We start from the raw sequence: 17,616 nt of genomic DNA, 5'->3' as shown, positions 1-17,616 counted from the left end.
GGTCGGCGGCTATACCTGACCCCGCTCGCTGACTGATCAGGAGGATCGAAGTCGATGTCGCGTCCATGTTGGTCGCTGGCCGCCGCGTTGGGCGGAGCCTGCATGCTGTTCGGTGCCACACCCGCTCTGGCCTCGGAGGTGAAGGTCGTCGACGGCGTCGCGACGTTCGTCGCCGCGCCGGGCGAGTCCAACCAGCTCTCCGTCGCCTCGGGCTTCGGCTACTACGTGCAATTCCAGGACGGATTGGTCGGGTCACCCGCCGTCATCAACACGGGCGCCGGGTGCGCACCCACCCAGTTCAACGGGCCGGTCGTCACGACGCCCTACAACTTCGCGACCTGCCCCGGCGCGGACATCACCTCGATCTCCGTCGACCTCGGCGACGGCGACGACCGCTACGCCGGCCCGGTCAAGCATCCCGCGCGGGTCGACGGCGGTTCCGGCAACGACGTGCTGCGCGGGTTCGAGAAGCCGGTCACGCTCCTCGGCGGTCCGGGGGACGACTCCCTCACCGGCAGCGAACGCTCCGACGTGCTCGACGGCGGGCCGGGCGCGGACGACATCCTGGGCGGCGATCCCTACAGCGCCGCGGGACCGTCCACGGGCGACCTCGTCGACTACTCGTCGCGGACCGCGCCGGTGACGGTCACGCTCGACGACGTCGCCAACGATGGCGAGGCCGGAGAGGGGGACAACGTGCACAGCGACGTCGACGACATCGCCGGCGGCTCCGGCGACGACACGTTGACCGGCAGCGCGGGCGAGAACCGCATCGACGGCGGCGCGGGCGACGACACCATCACCGGTGGCGACGGCCCGGACGCGCTGACCGGCGGCGCCGGCGACGACACGATCAACGCCCAGGACGGCTTCAGCGACCAGATCAGCTGCGGCGCCGGCGACGACTCGGTCGCCGCCGACGCGGACGACGTGGTCGCCGACGACTGCGAACACGTGTCGTTGCCCGCCGCGGTCGAGCCGCCCGCGCCGGTCACGCCGCCCGTCGACGCGGTCCGCGTGGGCGACGCCCCGCTGTCGGTCTCCGTGACGATCGCGTCGCTGGCCGCCCGCGGCCTCAAGCTCCACCTGCGCTGCTCGAGCACGTGCACCGTCGCCGCCGACGTCCGCGTGAGCCGCAAGGTCGCCCGCTCGCTCGGCCTGAAGTCGGTCGTGATCGGCCGCACCGCCGAGAGCCGCTACGCCGGCGGCACCTCCGCGGTCACGGTCAAGCTCACCGCCACGGCCCGCAAGGCCCTCAAGCGCCTGCGCGGCCGCACCCTCACGGTGTTCATCACCGCGACCGACGCAGCAGGCCACGGCAAGACGAGCACCGCGTCCTTCAAGACCGCGCGCTGAACACGTCGCCGCTCCGGCCGGTCCGGAGCGGCGCCGTTCCTACGGCTCGACCGCGCGAGCGTTCTCGCGCACCTGCTCGGGAGTCGTCGCGCCGAGGAGCACCGATGTCACCCGCGGGGCGCGGGCGGCGAACTGGATCGCCAGCGCGGCCGGGCTCGTCCCGAGCTCCGCGGCCCGCGCGCGCAGGCGCGACGCCTCCTCGAACGCTGACGCGAAGCGTGGGTCGTCGAGCCGGTCGGACAGGCGTCCGGTGGCGCCGTCGGCGTACTTGCCCGTGAGCGCGCCGCCGGCGAGGACGGCGGAGGCGATGACGCCCATCGGGCCCATCGCGTCGACCATCGCCTCCTCCTCGACCATCGAGCGGAAGATCAGGGAGTACGGCAGCTGCGCCGCCACCGGTTGGATCGAGGAGAGCGCACGGGCCTCGGCGATCTTCTCGGGCGCCCAGTTCACGACGCCCCAGGCGCGGACCTTGCCCGCCTGGACGAGGCCGGTCACGGCGTCGACGACGTCCTGCATCGGCAGGTCGGGCGGGGGCGGGTCGGAGTAGATGAAGTCGAAGTGGTCGATGCCCGTGCGCTGCAGCGACGCGTCGAGCTCGTCGGCCACGGACTGCTCGGGCCAGAACTCCCACCACAGCTTGTTGGCCAGCACGACCTCGTCGCGCGGCCAGCCCGAGGCGCGGAAGATCTCGCCGAACACGACCTCGGAGTAGCCCGTGGCCAACGGCGCGTCCGGGGTCGTGGCGTTGTAGCGCGCCGTCTCCAGGAACGTGATGCCGACGTCGCGTGCCGCGTTGAGCACGGCGACGCCGTCGGCGCGCGGGATGCGCTCGTAGGTCTGCCACGAGCCGAGGGCGAGGATCGAGACCGAAAGCGGGCCGAGCGGGCGTTGCTCCATCGCCAGAGCGTACGAAGGTCAGGGCTTGCGCAGGACGACGATCGTCGAGCCGAGGTACTGCTCGCTCTCCGGCACGAAGCGCCGTGGTTCGACGAGGAACCCCGTCGAGGCCGCCTCGGCCTCGACCTCCTCCGGCGATACGCGGTCGAGATGGATCACGACGTGCTCGGCGTGCGGGGTCGGCCCGATGATCTCGCGGCGACGGTGCAGCGCGGCGCGCCCGCCGTCGTCGAGGACCGCCACGAGTTGGCTGGCGTAGCGCACCCGCGCGATGTCACGCGCGTCGGGCGGCGGCGGCTCGGGGTGCTCGTCGTCGAAGCAGTCCATCGCGTCGGCCAGCGCCGCGGCCACGACTCCGCCCGGTTTCAAATGGCGAAGAGCGCAACGCAGGAACGCACCGCGGCCGTCCCGTCCCCCGAGCAGCTGCAGCGTCTGCATCGGCACCACGATCAGCGCGAATCGCCGCTCCAGCTCGAAGCTGCGCGCGTCGGCGACGACGGTCGTGACGTCCAGCCCTCCCGCACGGTGCTCGAGCGCGGCCAGCAGCGCCGCTTCGGTGTCCAACGCGACCACCGCCAACCCGGCAGCGGCGAGGTCCAGCGTCACCCGCCCGGTGCCCGCTCCGATGTCGAGCACGGGGCCGCCGGTCTCACCCGCCAGCGACTGCCACGACGGCAGGTCATCCCCGTACCCGCCGCATTCGAGGTCGTGCCACAGCGCCGCGACGTTCATCCGACCATTCTCGCCTGACCGCGACCGCGGCGACGTAACCAGGGCGCACGTCGACATCGCTGAGCCGCCAACCGTCCGGGTGCTCGGGGGTGGGTCCGGCGCCGACGCGGACCGTGTGCGGCTCGCGGCTGAGCCCTTCGCCGGTGCCTTTCAGGTACGCCTCCTTGCGGACCCAGCACCGCATGACCGCAGCAGCGGTGCCCGCGTCGCGCTCGGAGGGGTGCAGGACGGAGAGGAGCTCGAGGTGGCGCGCGTCGTCCGGGACCGCCTCGACGTCCACGCCGACGGGCGTGCTCGCGAGCGCGCACAGGACGACGTCGCCGGCGTGCGAGAGCGAGAAGTGCAGTTCCGTGTGGGCGGGGAGCCGCGGCTTGCCGTGGGGCAAGCCGCACGACACGCAGTCACCCGCCTCGATCGGGACGTCCGGAGCAGCGACGCCCAAGGCCTCACCGAGCACCCGCCGCAGCCACACGTGCGCGATGACATAGCGGTCGCGATCCTCGACGCGACGGAACGCCGCCGCGCGGCGGCGCTCCTCCGGAGAGAGGACGTCGACGAGCGACGCCAGCTCGCCCGCGTCCGGCGTGAACAGCTCGAGCACGCGCGTCATGCCGCCATCCGTTCGACCGCCGTCAGCGCGTGGAACGCGCCCGCCTCGACGTTGCCGCCCGAGAGCACCGCGACGGTGCGGCCGCGGGGGAGCGCCTCGCGTCGCGAGAGGAACGCGGCCGTCGCGACCGCTCCGCTGGGCTCGGGCATCAGGCCCGTCTCCTCGTGGAGCAGCCACATCGCCTCGGCGATGCTGTCCTCGGTCACCGTGACGATCCCGTCGACGTGCTCGCGGATGTGCTCCCAGGCGTGCTCGCCGACCACCGGCGCGCGCAGGCCGTCGGCGACGGTCCGGTACGTGAGGTCCGTCGACCAGCGCACGCGCCGCCCGAGCCGGAAGCTCTCCAACGCGTCCGCCGCGAGCTCGGGCTCGACGCCGATCACGACCGCGCCGGGGTTCCACGCCTTGACTGCCACCGCGACGCCCGCGAGCAGCCCGCCGTTGCAGACCGGCGCGAGCACGACGTCGAACGACGGGAAGTCGTCCGCGATCTCGAGCCCGGCGGTCGCGTGGCCGGCGATCACGTCGAGGTCGTCGGAGCGGACGAGCGCCGCGCCCGGCGCCTCGCTGAGCTCGACGGCGACCGCCTCGCGCCGGGCCGGTGGGACGACGACCAGCGACGCGCCGCGCCCCCGCATCGCGTCCATCTTCAGCGCGGGCGCCGTGTCCGGCACGACCACGGTGGCCTGCAGGCCGAACAGCGACGCCGCGTACGCGAGCGCCTGGCCGTGGTTGCCGGAGGACTGCGCGACGACCTGCGTCACGTCGCCGCGCGCCGCCAGGCGCGCGACCGCGTTGACCGCGCCGCGCACCTTGAAGGAGCCGGTCGGCTGAAGGCACTCCGGCTTGACCCACAGTGCGCCCGCCCGCCGCAGCCGGGTCCGCTCGACGTACGGGGCGATGCGCTCCGCGGCCTCGAGCACATCGGTCTCCCCGACCATCAGCGAGCCCATGCGAGATCCACCCGCGCCTGCACGCGATCGAGGTCCTCTTCGATCTCCGCGCCCGCCTCCGCGTCCGGCAGCGCATCCTCCATGTAGCGCAGCGGGCGGTAGCGCAGGCCGAGCAGCCCCCAGACGGTCAGGAACACGCCTGAGACCAGCACCAGCGTGCTGACGCCCAGCGCGCCCGCGAGCGGCGACGCGGTGAGGAAGCCGATCGGCTCCATCACCGTCACGAGCATCAGGTTCGTCGCGAGCACGCGGCCCTGCAGCTCCGGGCCGACCTTCACCTGGATCAGCGACAGCCAATGCGCGTTGGCGATCGCCATCGAGCCCCACCGCAGCGCGAGCCCGATCGCGACGACCGCGACCGACGCCCACAGGCCCATCAGCACCGTGCCGATACCGGCGCCGACGATGAACCCGACCATCCCGGTGGCCCGTCGCCGCGTGCCGCCCCAGAAGAGCACCGCCAGGCCGCCGAGCGCGGCACCCGCGCCGCCCACGGCGGTGATGACGCCGAGCGAGGCCGGGCCGGCGAACGAGAGCACGAGCGGCGTGACCGCGACCCACAGGACCGCGTTGAAGTAGTTCGCCACGGCCACGAAGACGACCATCACGACGAGCGGCGGGCGCCGCCGGATGAACCGCCAACCGCCGCTGATCGAGGACCGGAACGACTCCTCGCGCCCGCGCACGAGCCGGTCCGGGAAGCGCACGGCGAGCAGCGCGATCAAGCCGACCGCGAACGTCGCGACGTCGATCGCGACCACGGCCGAGAGGCCGACCGTCGCCACCAGCACGCCGCCCGCCAGCGGCGCGACGATGTTGCCGAGGCTGCGGCCCAGGTTCGCCAGCGCGTTCGCCTGCGGCAGGTACGGCTTCGGTGCGAGTTGCGAGATCGCGGCCAGCCACGCCGGCTGCTGCAGCGCGGTGACGAGTGAGGTCACGCCGACGATCGCGAGCACACCGGCGAGCGTCAGGGAGTCCGTTGCCAGCAACACCACGAGCGCGGTCATCGCCAGCCCCGAGAGCGCGTCGCTGACGAGCATGATCCGGCGCCGGTCGAACCGGTCCGCCAGCGCGCCGCCCAGCGGCGTCGCGAGCACGGCCGGAAGCTGCGCGAGCATGATCACGAGCGCGAGGTCGACGATCCGGCCGCTGCGCTGGTAGGCCCAGACGCCGAGGGCGAACGCCGTCAGCGCGCTGCCGACGTTCGACACGAGCTGACCGGCCGCGACCGTGTAGAAGCGGCGCAGGTCGCCGCGCTTGACCGGCACGTCGCGCACCGGCTCAGGGAGCCGTCCCGCGGCCCAGTCCTCGACCGTGGACGCGAGCACGTCGGCCACCTCGGCGGCCTGGTGGCGCAGGAAGTAGTGCCCCGCCCGCGGGATCGTGGCGAGCGCGACATGGTCGGCGAACGCGCCCCACTCGCGGTAGCGCTCCGCATACAGCTCGGTCTGACGGTCGCGCTCGCCGACCAGGCACAGGATCGGCGCCTGGAGCTTCGGCCCGGAGCCGGCGAGCTGCGCGCCGAACCACCGCTGCGCCTCCTCCGCGTCGTGGCGCATGGCGCGCAGCGCGACGGTCGTCGCCGCCTCGTCCATGTCGGCCGTCACGCCGCCCGACGAGCGCAGCGCGTCGCGGTAGAGCTTGTCGGAGACGAAGCGCTCGCCGAACACGCGCGACACCGGCGCGGCCGGGAAGCTGCCGCCGGCGATCGCGCCGAGCACCGCGCGCCCGTCGGCCTCGAGCCGGCGGGCGAGCGCGGTCGCGACGGCCGAGCCGACGCAGTGCCCGTACACGGCGACCGGCCCGGTCACGGTCTCGCCGACCTCCGCCGCCAGCCGGTCCACGAGCTCCTCGAGTGAGAGCGGCGCCTCGTCCGGGCGGGCCGGATCGTGCCCCGGCAGCTCGGCCGCCACGACCGCGATCCCGCGCTCGCCCAGCGGCGCCGCCAGCGGCTGGAACGCCGCGGCCGAGCCGCCGCCATACGGCACGCCGATCAGCGTCGCGACGGCGGCGCGCGGCGAGCCGAGGCGGTGCAGCAGACCGCCGCCCGACTCACGCGAGTCCAGGAACGCGCCGAGCTGCTGCACCGTCGGATGTGTGAACAGGTCGATGACGCGCAGCGCCGGGTCGACCGCCCGCACCGCCCGGACGGCCGCGAACGAGTCGCCGCCGAGCGCGAAGAAGTCGTCGTCGGCGCCGACGTCCTCGACGCCCAGCACCTCGGCCCACGCGGCCGCCACGCGCGCCTCGGCCGGCGTCGAGGGCTCCCGCCGAGCCACGCGCTCCGCGACCGGCGCCGGCAGCGCCGCGCGGTCGATCTTCCCGTTCGGTGTCAGCGGCAGGCGGTCGAGCAGCACGAAGCTGGCCGGGACCATGTAGTCCGGCAGCGACTCGCGCAGCCGTGCGCGCAGCGCGGCGACGTCGAGCGCGTCGCCGACGAGCCACGCCGCCAGCTTGCGCTCCCGGCCTTCGCCGACCGCCAGCACGACCGCCTCGCGCACGCCCTCCAGCGCCCGCAGCGCGGCGACGACCTCGCCCGGCTCGACGCGGTAGCCGCGGATCTTGACCTGGTCGTCGACGCGCCCGAGGAACTCGACCGTGCCGTCCAGGCGGACGCGGATGCGGTCGCCGCTCCGATAGCAGCGGCGGGTGCCGTCGACCGGGTCGAGCACGAACCGGTCCGCCGTCAGGTCCGGCCGGCCGATGTAGCCGCGCGCGACGCCCGGCCCGGTGACGACCAGCTCGCCCGGCACGCCGGCGGGCAGGGGCCGCCCCGCGCGATCGACGATGTAGCCCGTGATGTTGGCGAGCGGCGCGCCGAGCGGCACCACGCCCTCGCCGACCTCGCCGGTCTCGCAGACGAGCGAGATCATCGTGCTCTCGGTGTGGCCGTAGTGGTTCTGTACGCGCAGGTGCGGACGCGTCGCGCGCACGCGGGCGACGAGCGCCCACGGGCACGCCTCGCCCGCGAGGATCAGCAGCCGGCGCGGCAGCACGTCGGCGAGCTCGCCGTGCGTCGCCAGCAGCTCGAGATGGCTCGGCACGCACTTGAGCACGTCGACCGGCCGCTCGGCGAGGTAGCGCGCGAACGCGGCCGGATCGGTCGCGATCTCGCGGTCGACGAGGTGGATGCAGCCGCCGGTGGTCAGCGCGGCGAAGATCGGCGTCAGGCCGAAGTCGGCGGCCGGCGTCGAGACCATCGCGAATGAGCCGCCGGCCACGTCGCCGAGCCGCTCGAGCACGCCGTGCAGATAGTTGGCGACGTTGGCGTTCGTCTGCGCGACGCCCTTCGGCGCGCCGGTCGAGCCGGACGTGAAGATGACGTGGGCGAGGTGATCGGGGCCGGAGACCGGGTCCGGCCGCTCGCTAGGACGGTCCAGCGGCTCGTCGAGCGCGATCACCGTCCGCCCAGCGCCCCGGTCCGCCAGCTCCGCGGTCGTGAGCAGCACCCGCGCGTCCGCGGTGTCGAGGATGCCGGCGATCCGCGCCGCCGGATAGGTGGCGTCCATCGGCAGGTAGCCGCCGCCCGCCTTCATGATCCCGAGCAGCGCACACGCGAGCGCGGCGCTGGACTCGAGCAGCACGCCCACGGGCTGGTCCGGCACGACGCCCGCCTCCCGCAGCCGATGCGCGATGCCGTTCGCACGGCGTTCGAGCTCGGCGTACGTGAGCTCGCCGTCGGCGGCGATCACCGCGGTCGCGTCGGGCCGCGCGTCGACCTGCGCCTCGATCAGCGCGCGCACCGAACGCTCGCGCGGCCAGTCGCGCGCCGGGCCGACGAGCAGCGGTCCTGAGACCGGCTCGAGCGGCACCGCCCCGACCGGGCGGTCGAGGTCGGCGAGCATCCCGTTCAGCACGTGCAGGTACCACTGGCTGAGCCGTTCCGCCGTCCGCTCGTCGAACAGCGCCCGCTTGAACACGAGCCCGCCCGCGAACGTCGCGCCGCGGTCGACGAGCGTGAGGCTGAGGTCGTACTTCGCCGTCTGCGCCGGCGCCTCCGACAGCTCCGCCGACAGGCCCGCGAAGCGCGGATCGACCGGCTCGTCGTAGACGTTCAGCTGCACCTGCGCGAGCGGGGTCGTGCCCGCCGCACGGTCCGGGTTGAGCCGCGCGACGACCTGGTCGAACGGCGCGGCGGCGTGCGCGAACGAGTCGAGCACGCCGTCGCGGACGCGATCGATCAGCTCGCGGGCGCTCGGATCGCCCGAGGTGTCCGTCCGGATGACGAGCGTGTTGACGAAGCAGCCGACCGCGGCCTCGGTCTCGGCCCGGTGACGTCCCGACTCGGGCACCGCGACGGGAACGTCGTCGGTCGCGCAGACGCGACCGAGGACCTCCTGCCAGGCCGCGAGCAGGACGACGAAGGGCGTGCACCGCCGCTCGGCGGCGACCGCCCGCACGCGGGCGGTGAGCGCCTCGTCCAGGCCGACGTCGATGCGGTCGGCCGCCGCGTCGGCACCGAGCCCGCGCGGACGGTCGACGGGAAGGTCGAGCGCGGGGGCCAGCCCGGTGAGCCGCGCGGCCCACCACTCGACCGCGGCGGTCGTGCGCGCGGCTTCGTGACCCTCCGCGAGCCACGCCGCATAGTCGGCGTACTGGACCGCGGGAGCGTCCGGCACCCCGCCGAGGCCGAGCCGCGCCGCATACAGGGCGGCGAGGTCGTCGAGCAGCAGGTTGGCCGACCACGCGTCGGTGGCAATGTGGTGCAGCGTCAACGCCAGCACGTGCTCGTCCTCGTGCACGCGGAAGAGCGCCGCGCGCAGCGGCGGCTCGGCGTCGAGCGCGAACGGGCGCTCGGTCTCCGCGCGCACCGCCGCCTCGAGCGCGCCGGGCGCCACCGCGGCGGAGCGCACCGGCACCGCGTCGGCCGACAGCGGCACCGCCACCGTTCCGCCTTCGCGCTCTTCGATGACGCTGCGCAGCACCGTGTGGCGCTCCGCGAGATCGCGAAGCGCGGCCAGGAGCGCGTCTTCGTCCAGCCGCCCGCGCAGGCGCAGCAGCCACGGCGCGTTGTAGGCGGAGCTGTCGGGCTCGAGCTGCGCCATGAACCACAGCCGGGCCTGGGCCGGCGACAACGGCGCCGCGCCGGTGCAGCGCGGGATCGCCCGGGCGGGCTCGGCGTGGGCGCGCCTCGCGGCGGCGAGACGCGCCTGCAGCGCGCTCGGCTCTCCTACGGCGGTCATACGGCCTCCTCGGCGATCGCGTCGAGCACGAGGCGCTCGACCTCGAGCGCCAGGTCGGCCAGCACCGGCCGGTCGAACAGCAGGCGAACGGGGATGCGGAACCCGAGCGCGTCGGTCAGCCGGCCCGCGACGCGGGTCGCGGCGAGCGAGTGCCCGCCGAGCCCGAAGAAGTCGTCGCGCGCGTCGACCTCGGCCAGCGAGAGCACGGCCTCCCAGACGTCGGCGACGAGCAGCTCGGCTTCGGTCGCCGGCGCGACCCGCTCGCGGCGGGTCGGCGCCTCGCCCGGCGCGGGCAGCGCGTGGCGGTCGATCTTGCCGCTGGGCAGGCTCGGGAAGACGTCGAGCACGACCCACCGGCGCGGCACCAGGTGGTCCGGCAGCGTGCGCGCGAGCGCCGCCTGCAGCGCCTCGGCGTCGATCGACGCGGGCGCGACGTAGCCGACGAGGTGGGCACCGGCATCGCGGCCGCCCACCAGCACCGCGGCCTCCTCGACAACCGGCTGGGCCAGCAGCGCCGCCTCCACAGCGCCGAGCTCGACGCGGTAGCCGCGCACCTTCACCTGCCGGTCGCGGCGGCCGATGAACTCGAGCCCGCCCTCCGGCCGCCGGCGCACGAGGTCGCCCGTGCGGTAGCAGCGCAGGCGCGGACGGCACGGGTCGGTGACGAAGGCCGCCTCCGTCAGGTCCGGTCGGCCGCGGTAGCCGCGGCCGACCCCGGCGCCGCCGAGCCACAGCTCGCCGACGACGCCGGGCGGCACGGGCCGGCCGTGCCGGTCCATGACGTACGCCCACTCGCCGGCGAGCGGCGTGCCGATCGGCGCGGTCTCGCCGGCCACGTCGGACACGAGCTGGACGGTCGAGACGATCGTCGCCTCCGTCGGGCCGTAGACGTTCCACAGCTCCTTCACGCGGCCGGTGAGGTCGGCCGCCAGCGCGGCGTCCATCGCCTCGCCGCCACACCACACGCGCAGCTGCGGGTCGCCGGTCCAGCCGGCGGCGCGGAGCATCCGGAACGTCGTCGGCGGCGCGAGGATGACGGTCGTGCCCCGCATGCGCTCCGCGAGCAGGTGCCCGTCGACCGCGACGTCACGGCTGACGACGTGGCAGCGCGCGCCGGTGGCGAGCGGCGCCCACAGCTCGAACGCGGACGCGTCGAACGAGAGCGACGAGTGCGCCAGCACGGTGTCATCCGCGCCGAGGCCCGGCCGGGCGGCGCTCGCCGTGACGAACGCGGCGAGGTTGGCGTGGGTGATCTCGACGCCCTTCGGCGCTCCGGTCGAGCCGGACGTGTACAGCAGGTACGCGAGCCCGTCCTGAGGGAGCGCGGGCGGTGCGGCTTCCGGCAGCGTGTCGAGATCCAGCACCGCGACGCCGGGGATCGCACGCGCGGTGGCGAGCGCGTCGCCGCGCGAGACGACCACCTTCACGCCCGCCTCGGCGGCAAGACTCGAGAGGTGCTCGACCGGCTGGCCCGGCTCGAGCGGCAGGTAGGCGGCGCCCGCCCACAGGACGGCGAGCAGCGCGGCCGGGAGGTGCCGGTCGCGCGGCAGGCACACGCCGACGACCTCGCCGTCGATCGCGGCCGCGCGAGCACCCGCCCACGCGACCAGCTCGCGATAGCTCAGCTCGCCGTGCTCGTCCTGCGCGGCGACCGCGTCAGGCGTCCGGCGCGCGTGCTCGATCACGGCGTCGAGCACGGTCGCGGGCGCGTCCAGACGCGGGCCGGCGAGCACCGTCGGCTCGGCGATCTGCACCGCGCTGACTGGCTCGTCGAGCGCCGTCAGCATGCCGTCGAGCAGCGCGACGTACCACCGCGCCCAGTTGGCGGCGGTCTCGGGCTCGAACAGATCGGACCGGTACACGAGCGCGCCCTCGTAGGTCGCACCGCGGCGCGCCAGCGTCAGCCGCACGTCGAACTGCGTCGTCAGCGCGGGCGTCTCGACCGCGCTGACCCGCAGGCCGCCGAGCTCGGGCTCCGCGCCCGCCGTGTCGAGCACGTTCAACAGCGCCTGGACGAGCGGGGCGCCGGCGAGGGTGCGCTCGGGCCTCAGCGCGCCGACGACGGCGTCGAACGGGACGCCCGCGTGGGTGAACGCGTCGAGCACGACCTCGCGGACGCGGCCGAGCAGCTCGCGCCCGGTCGGGTCGCCGGCGAGGTCGGTGCGGGCGACGACCGTGTTGACGAGGCAGCCGATCACGTCCTCCGTCTCGGGCCGGTGGCGTCCGGCCTCCGGCACGGCGACCGCGACGTCCTCGACGCCCGCGAGCCGCCCGAGCAGCGCCTGCCAGGCGGCGAGCAGCACCATGAAGGGCGTGCCGCCGCTCTCGGATGCGATGGTGCGGACGCGCTCGGCGAGCGCTTCGGGGATCGTCACCGTGACCTGGCCCGCGGCCCAGTCGGCGACGGCGGGGCGACGCCGGTCGGCCGGGAGCGAGAGCACAGGCGCGAGGCCGTCGAGCCGCTCGCTCCACCAGTTCACCTCGTCGGTGTCGACCGGGGGTTCCACGGCGGCGATGTCGGCGTACTGGAGCGCCGGCGCCTCCGGGGCGGCGCCGCGATAGCACGCGTCGAGGTCGCGCAACAGCAGGTCGTAGGACCAGTCGTCGAAGGCGACGTGATGGAACGTGAGCGCGAGCACGTGCTCGTCGTCGGCGACGCGGAACAGGACCGCGCGCATCGGCGGCTCCGCGTCGAGCGCGAACGGCCGCGCGGCTTCGGCGCGCAAGGCCTCCTCGGAGAAGGCCGCCGTAGAGACCGGCACCGCGTCGGCCGGCAGCAGCACGGACGCCGGCTCGCCGTCGATGACGCGGATCGCGCTGCGCAGCACGTGGTGGCGCTCGGCGACCTCACGCACGGCCCGCAGCAGCGCGTCCCGGTTCAGCGCGCCGCACAGCCGCAGCGCGACAGGGACGTGGTACGCGGCGGTGCTCTGCTCGTACTGCGCCAGGAACCACAGCCGGGACTGGGCCGCCGACAGGCGAGCGGGCCGCGTCGGGTCCGGCCGGCGCGGGATCGCCGGAGTGACATCGGCCAGTGCGGCCTCAGCTCGGTCCTCGAGCAGCGCCCGCAGGCGGGCGAGGTCGTCCGTGACGGGCTGGGTCATGCGGGTCGTGCCTCCGAGATGTCGATCTGTGCGGCGAGCTGCGCCAGGACGTGGCGCTCCAGCTCGGTCGTGAAGTCCGCCAGCACGGGGTGCTCGAACAGCACCCGTACCGGCAGCCGGCTTCCGAGCGCCTGTTGCAGGCGCCCGACCACGCGAGTGGCGGCGAACGAATTGCCGCCGAGCGCGAAGAAGCTGTCATCGACCCCGATCTCGGCCCTGCCGAGCACCTCCGACCACGTCGCCGCGACCAGGCGTTCGGTCGCCGTCCGCGGCGCGCCGCCGCGGGCCTGGCGCTGCGGCTCGGGCAGCGCGCGCCGGTCGACCTTGCCGCTCGGCAGCGTGGGCAGCGCGTCCAGCGCCATCCACACCCGCGGCACCATGTAGCCCGGCAGGCGCCGCGCGGCGAACGCCTCCAGGTCCCCGACGTCACCCACCACGTAGGCGACGAGCTGCGCCTCGTGCACGACGACCGCCGCGTCGGCGACCGCGGGATGCTCGCGGAGCACGCTCTCGACCTCGCCGAGCTCGATCCGGTTGCCGCTCAGCTTGACCTGCGTGTCGCGGCGTCCGACGAAGTCCAGCGTGCCGTCCGGCAGCAGGCGGACGAGGTCGCCGGTGCGGTAGCAGCGCTCGCCCGGGCGCTTCGGGTCGGGCACGAACGCCGCGTCGGTGAGGTCCTTGCGCCCGGCGTATCCGCGCGCGACGCCGGCACCGCCGATCCACAGCTCGCCGACGAAGCCGTCGGGCACGAGGCGGCCGTGGCGGTCGGCGACGTAGCCGTGCGCGCCGGCGACCGGCAGCCCGATCGGGACGCTCGGGCCGTTCGCCGCGGTGACGCGGTGCAGCGTCGCGTTGATCGTCGTCTCGGTCGGGCCATAGGCGTTCCACAGCTCGCGCACGAGCGGCAGCAGCTCGCGCGCGAGCGCCGGGTCGAGCACCTCGCCGCCGGTGATCACGCGCAGCTGCGGGTCGCCACGCCAGCCGGCGGCGAGCAGCGCGCGCAGCAGCGTCGGTGGCGCGTCCACGACGGTCGGTCCCGTGGCCGTGATCCGCTCCGCGAGCTGGTGGGCGTCGAGCACGGCGGCGCGTTCGACGACGATCGTGCGGCCGCCCGCGGCGAGCGGCACCCACAGCTCGGATCCGGCGACGTCGAACGACAGCGAGGTCACGGCGAGCATCGCGTCGTCGTGCGTGAAGCCGGGCGTCTCGAGCATGCCCGCGACGAAGGCCGCGAGGTTCGCGTGCGTGACCTCCACGCCCTTCGGGCGGCCGGTCGAGCCGGACGTGAAGAGGACATAGGCGAGCCGCGTCGGGCGGGGCTCGGGAAGCTTCGTGTCGTGTTCCGCCGCCGCGGCCGCGTCGAAGACCTCGGCGCCGGTCTCCTCGGCCTTCGCTCGTGCGGAGCCGGCGGCGACCACGAGGCTCGCTCCGGCGGTGGCGAGCACCTCGCGCATCCGCTCGGCCGGGTGGTCGGGGTCCAGCGGCAGGTACGCCGCGCCCGCCCGCCAGATCGCGAGCAGCGCCGCGGACAGGCGGTGGTCGCGCGGGAGACAGGCGCCGACGATGTCACCCGGGCGGACGCCGTGCGCGACGAGCGCACGCGCGAGCCGGTCCGAGAAGCGCTCCAACTCGCCATAGGTGAACGTCGCGTCGGGTCCTTGCACCGCGATCGCGCCGGGCGTGCGACGGGCGGCGCTCAGGACGGCCTCCTGAACGGTCGCGGGTCGATCCTGGTTCAGCGCGGGGCCCGTGACGACCAGCTCGCCGAGCTCCGGGAGCGGTTGCGCGGGGTCGGCCTCGAGCAGCTTGACGAGCGCGCGGCCCAGCGTCTCGGCCTCGGCCGCGGTGAAGCGTTCGGCGTCGTATTCGACCTGCAGCTCTTGTGCGCGGACGAGGAACGTCAGATCGGCGGCCGCGCCGCCCGCGCTCAGGCTGCGGACCAGCTCGAAGCCCTCGACGGCCGGCGTCTCGGGCTGGATCGACAGCAGCACCGGCAGAGCGGGGGCGGGCTCGTCCTGGTGGGCGAGCGCGCGGGTGAGCGCGGCGCGGGCGTGGCGCTCCAGCTCGCGGAACGAGCCCGCGCTCGTGGGGACCTTGACCGGCAGCACGCTCACCAGCGGGCCGATGACGTCCTCGGTCCCCGGCCGGTCGCGCCGCGCGGAGGTGACGCCGACGACGGTCTCCGGTGCGTCGGTCAGGCTGCCGAGCAGCGCGCCGACGGCCGCGAGGTACGTCGCGCCGTCGGCCGGGATGCACGGCAGCGTCACGCGCGCGCCGCGAGCCCGCTGGGTCGGCCGGGTCGAGAGCTCCGGCGGCGTCACGTCCGCCGGTACGCGGTCCGGCTTGGAGAGCTGCGCTTCGTAGACGGCGAGGTCGCCGACCTGCAGGGCGGGCTCGCGGTTGGGAGCCCCCGCGAGCTCCTTGAGGAGGATCGCCGTCGAGTAGCCGTCGAAGGCGCAGTGGTCGACGGTCAGGACGAGCTCCGCGGCGTCCGGCTCGACCCAGATGAGCGTCGCGCGCATGAGCGGGGCGGCGGTGAGGTCGAAGCGGTGGCGCGCCGCGGCGTCGATCAGCAGCGTCGGGTCCTCGCCGCGGAACTCCTGCACGGGGACCGGGCAGGGCGGCCGGACCTCGGCGATCGGACCGTCCGGCGTGTCGAGGAAGACCGTGCGCAGCACCTCGTGGCGGCGCACGATGCCGTCGAGCGCGGCGCGCAGCGGCTCCGCGCTCGTGATCGGGCTCACGCGGATGTGCAGCGCGATCGTGTTGGCGGTCGACTCGGGGCGCAGCCGGCGCAGCGTCCACAGCTCGCGCTGGAGCTGCGTGAGCGGGAAGCGGGTGCGGCCGACGTGGCGCACGGGCGGGAGCGCGCTCGCGGTCTCGACCCGCGCGGCGAGGCCCGCCACCGTCGGCTCGGCGAGGAAGCCGGCGAGTGGCACGACGACGCCGAAGCGCTCCCCGGCGCGCGCGACCACCCGCGCGGCGGCGAGCGAGTGGCCGCCGATCTCGGTGAAGTCGTCCAGGACGCCGACGGCGGGGAGTCCCACGACCTCGGCGACGATCTCGGCGAGCGCTCGCTCGGTGTCCGTCCCCGGCTCGATGCGCTCGGCACCGTCGTCGACGAACTCGGGCAGCGCGCCGCGGTCGGCCTTGCCGTTCGGGGTCAGCGGAATCCGGTCGAGCACGATCACGCGGTCCGGGACGAGCGCGTCCGGGAGCTGCTCACGCAGGTACGCGCGCAGCTCGGCGCCGGTGACATCGGCGGCCTCGGCGTACCCGCGCAGGCGGCCGTCGCCCGCCGTCGCGACCGCCAGCGCGACGGCCGGGTGGCTCGCGAGCGCGGCCTCGATCTCGCCGAGCTCGATGCGGACGCCGCGGACCTTGACCTGATCGTCGATCCGGCCGGCGAAGTGCAGGTCGCCGTCGATGACCCGCACGAGGTCGCCGGTGCGGTAGGCGCCGTCCACGAAGCGTTCGGCGGTCAAGTCCGGCCGGCCGAGGTAGCCGGCACTGACGCCGGGTCCCGACACCCAGAGCTCGCCGCCATCGCGGACCGACAGCTCCGCACCCGCGTAGGGGCGGCCGATCGGCGGGGCCCCCGTGTCGTTGCGGCCGACCTCGGCGGCGACGCAGCGGGTGGTGCACTCGGTGGGGCCATAGACGTTGACGAGGCGCTCGACGTGCGCGTTGGCGTAGATGCGGTCGGCCAGCGCGCGGGTCAGCGGCTCGCCGCCGGACAGGACCGTGCGCAGCGAACGCGGGAGCGGCTGGTTGAGCAACTCGGCGAGGACGGAGGGGACGCCGTGCAGCAGCGTCACCCGCTCGCGCGCCGGCAGCGTGTGCAGCGCGAGCAGGTCGGGCGCCATGATCACCGTGCCACCCGTGATCAGCGGGAGGAAGAGCTGCGAGACCGACGGGTCGAAGCAGACCGACGTCGCGGCCAGCACGCCCTCGAGCTCGGCGGCGGAGTAGGTCTTCGCCTCGAACGTGAGCAGGTTGACCGCGTTGTCGTGGCGGACCACGACGCCCTTCGGGCGGCCGGTCGAGCCGGACGTGTAGATGACGTAGGCGGGGTCGGTCGACTCCCCGGGCGCCGCCGCGGCCTTCGGCCCGGGACCCACCATCACGGTGTCGATCGCCGGCAGGGCGTCCGCGGCCGGACGCGCGGGCGATGTCACGACGCAGCTCATCCCCGAGTCCTCCGCGATGAACCGCAGTCGCGAGGCGGGATAGCGCGGGTCGAGCGGCACGTACGCGGCGCCGGTCATCAGCACACCGAGCAGCGCGGCCGGAAGCCACTCGTCGCGCTCGAGGCACACACCGACCAACGACCCGCGGCCGACGCCGCGCAGCTGCAACCGCGCGGCGACGGCGCCGGCCATCTCCTCGAGCTCGTCGTAGCGCACCTCGCGCTCGCCCGCGATGACGGCGATCCCCGAGGGGGTCCGTGCCGCTTGCGCGCGGACGAGCTCGTGCAGCCGCGTTGCTGCGCCGGTTGAATTCATGCTTCCGCCAGGGTTCGTTTCGTGGTCGTTCGCACACCCCGAGCAGGAGGGGCACCGCTGCTGAGTCGCCGCTGGTCGCGGCCGTGCAGGTGCGTCTGCTCGCGCTCGTCGTCTATGTGCAAGAGCGACCTTGCCGCGCCGGAAATACCGTCGCCCGGGTGCTGCCTCACCGGGTCAGGTGTGGCTAACCGGCCGGTGCCCCGACCTGCAGAATCGCCTCGTCAAGTCGTCATTCCCAAGGCGGATCTTGCCGTCGTCCGCAGTGACGACGAC

The 17,616-nt window shown here is 74.7% G+C and carries 8 protein-coding genes; 1 reads left to right on the top strand and 7 read right to left on the bottom strand.

The window, feature by feature from the left end:
* Nucleotides 1-54 precede the first annotated feature (54 nt).
* Entirely contained in the window at nt 55-1,356 is a 1,302-nt protein-coding gene (locus G569_RS58055) for a calcium-binding protein (protein ID WP_157592061.1), read from the top strand.
* A 39-nt stretch (nt 1,357-1,395) separates the two neighbouring features.
* Here the strand turns inward: G569_RS58055 and G569_RS0115165 are convergent, their stop codons facing one another.
* Genes G569_RS0115165 through G569_RS0115135 form a run of 7 tightly spaced genes read right to left on the bottom strand, consistent with a single transcriptional unit; the run spans nt 1,396 to nt 17,343 of the window.
* Nucleotides 1,396-2,256: an aldo/keto reductase gene (locus G569_RS0115165; RefSeq protein WP_028064019.1), complete on the bottom strand. Its 861-nt coding sequence runs from the start codon at nt 2,254-2,256 to the stop codon at nt 1,396-1,398.
* An 18-nt stretch (nt 2,257-2,274) separates the two neighbouring features.
* On the bottom strand, nt 2,275-2,988 hold the full coding sequence (locus tag G569_RS58050) for a class I SAM-dependent methyltransferase (RefSeq protein WP_053226404.1): 714 nt from the start codon (nt 2,986-2,988) through the stop codon (nt 2,275-2,277).
* Nucleotides 2,936-3,598, bottom strand: a complete 663-nt coding sequence (locus G569_RS48690) for a 4'-phosphopantetheinyl transferase family protein (RefSeq protein WP_053226403.1) — start codon at nt 3,596-3,598, stop codon at nt 2,936-2,938. The genes G569_RS58050 and G569_RS48690 overlap by 53 nt, the downstream gene beginning before the upstream one ends.
* Nucleotides 3,595-4,551, bottom strand: coding sequence for a threonine ammonia-lyase (locus tag G569_RS48685; protein WP_053226402.1), 957 nt, complete (start codon nt 4,549-4,551; stop codon nt 3,595-3,597). The genes G569_RS48690 and G569_RS48685 overlap by 4 nt, the downstream gene beginning before the upstream one ends.
* On the bottom strand, nt 4,539-9,734 hold the full coding sequence (locus tag G569_RS48680; protein ID WP_037496670.1) for a non-ribosomal peptide synthetase/MFS transporter: 5,196 nt from the start codon (nt 9,732-9,734) through the stop codon (nt 4,539-4,541). The genes G569_RS48685 and G569_RS48680 overlap by 13 nt, the downstream gene beginning before the upstream one ends.
* The gene (locus tag G569_RS48675; protein WP_053226401.1) at nt 9,731-12,838 is read right to left on the bottom strand and encodes a non-ribosomal peptide synthetase; all 3,108 of its coding nucleotides are present in this window, start codon (nt 12,836-12,838) and stop codon (nt 9,731-9,733) included. The genes G569_RS48680 and G569_RS48675 overlap by 4 nt, the downstream gene beginning before the upstream one ends.
* A complete protein-coding gene (locus tag G569_RS0115135; RefSeq protein ID WP_028064018.1) occupies nt 12,835-17,343 on the bottom strand; it encodes a non-ribosomal peptide synthetase in 4,509 nt (1,502 codons plus the stop codon). Before G569_RS0115135 ends, G569_RS48675 begins: the two co-directional genes overlap by 4 nt.
* Nucleotides 17,344-17,616 lie beyond the last annotated feature (273 nt).

It is taken from the genome of Solirubrobacter soli DSM 22325, assembly GCF_000423665.1.
Taxonomy (GTDB): domain Bacteria; phylum Actinomycetota; class Thermoleophilia; order Solirubrobacterales; family Solirubrobacteraceae; genus Solirubrobacter; species Solirubrobacter soli.
The sequence above is the reverse complement of the archived record's forward strand: the minus strand, read 5'-3'. Positions and strand labels throughout refer to the sequence as shown.

What these genes read in the sequence shown, in the direction of transcription:
- G569_RS48690 (WP_053226403.1), bottom strand. Translation starts at nt 3,598, where the DNA reads ATGACGCGCGTGCTCGAGCTGTTCACGCCGGACGCGGGCGAGCTGGCG.
- G569_RS0115135 (WP_028064018.1), bottom strand. Translation starts at nt 17,343, where the DNA reads ATGAATTCAACCGGCGCAGCAACGCGGCTGCACGAGCTCGTCCGCGCG.
- G569_RS48685 (WP_053226402.1), bottom strand. Translation starts at nt 4,551, where the DNA reads ATGGGCTCGCTGATGGTCGGGGAGACCGATGTGCTCGAGGCCGCGGAG.
- G569_RS48680 (WP_037496670.1), bottom strand. Translation starts at nt 9,734, where the DNA reads ATGACCGCCGTAGGAGAGCCGAGCGCGCTGCAGGCGCGTCTCGCCGCC.
- G569_RS0115165 (WP_028064019.1), bottom strand. Translation starts at nt 2,256, where the DNA reads ATGGAGCAACGCCCGCTCGGCCCGCTTTCGGTCTCGATCCTCGCCCTC.
- G569_RS48675 (WP_053226401.1), bottom strand. Translation starts at nt 12,838, where the DNA reads ATGACCCAGCCCGTCACGGACGACCTCGCCCGCCTGCGGGCGCTGCTC.
- G569_RS58050 (WP_053226404.1), bottom strand. Translation starts at nt 2,988, where the DNA reads ATGAACGTCGCGGCGCTGTGGCACGACCTCGAATGCGGCGGGTACGGG.
- G569_RS58055 (WP_157592061.1), top strand. Translation starts at nt 55, where the DNA reads ATGTCGCGTCCATGTTGGTCGCTGGCCGCCGCGTTGGGCGGAGCCTGC.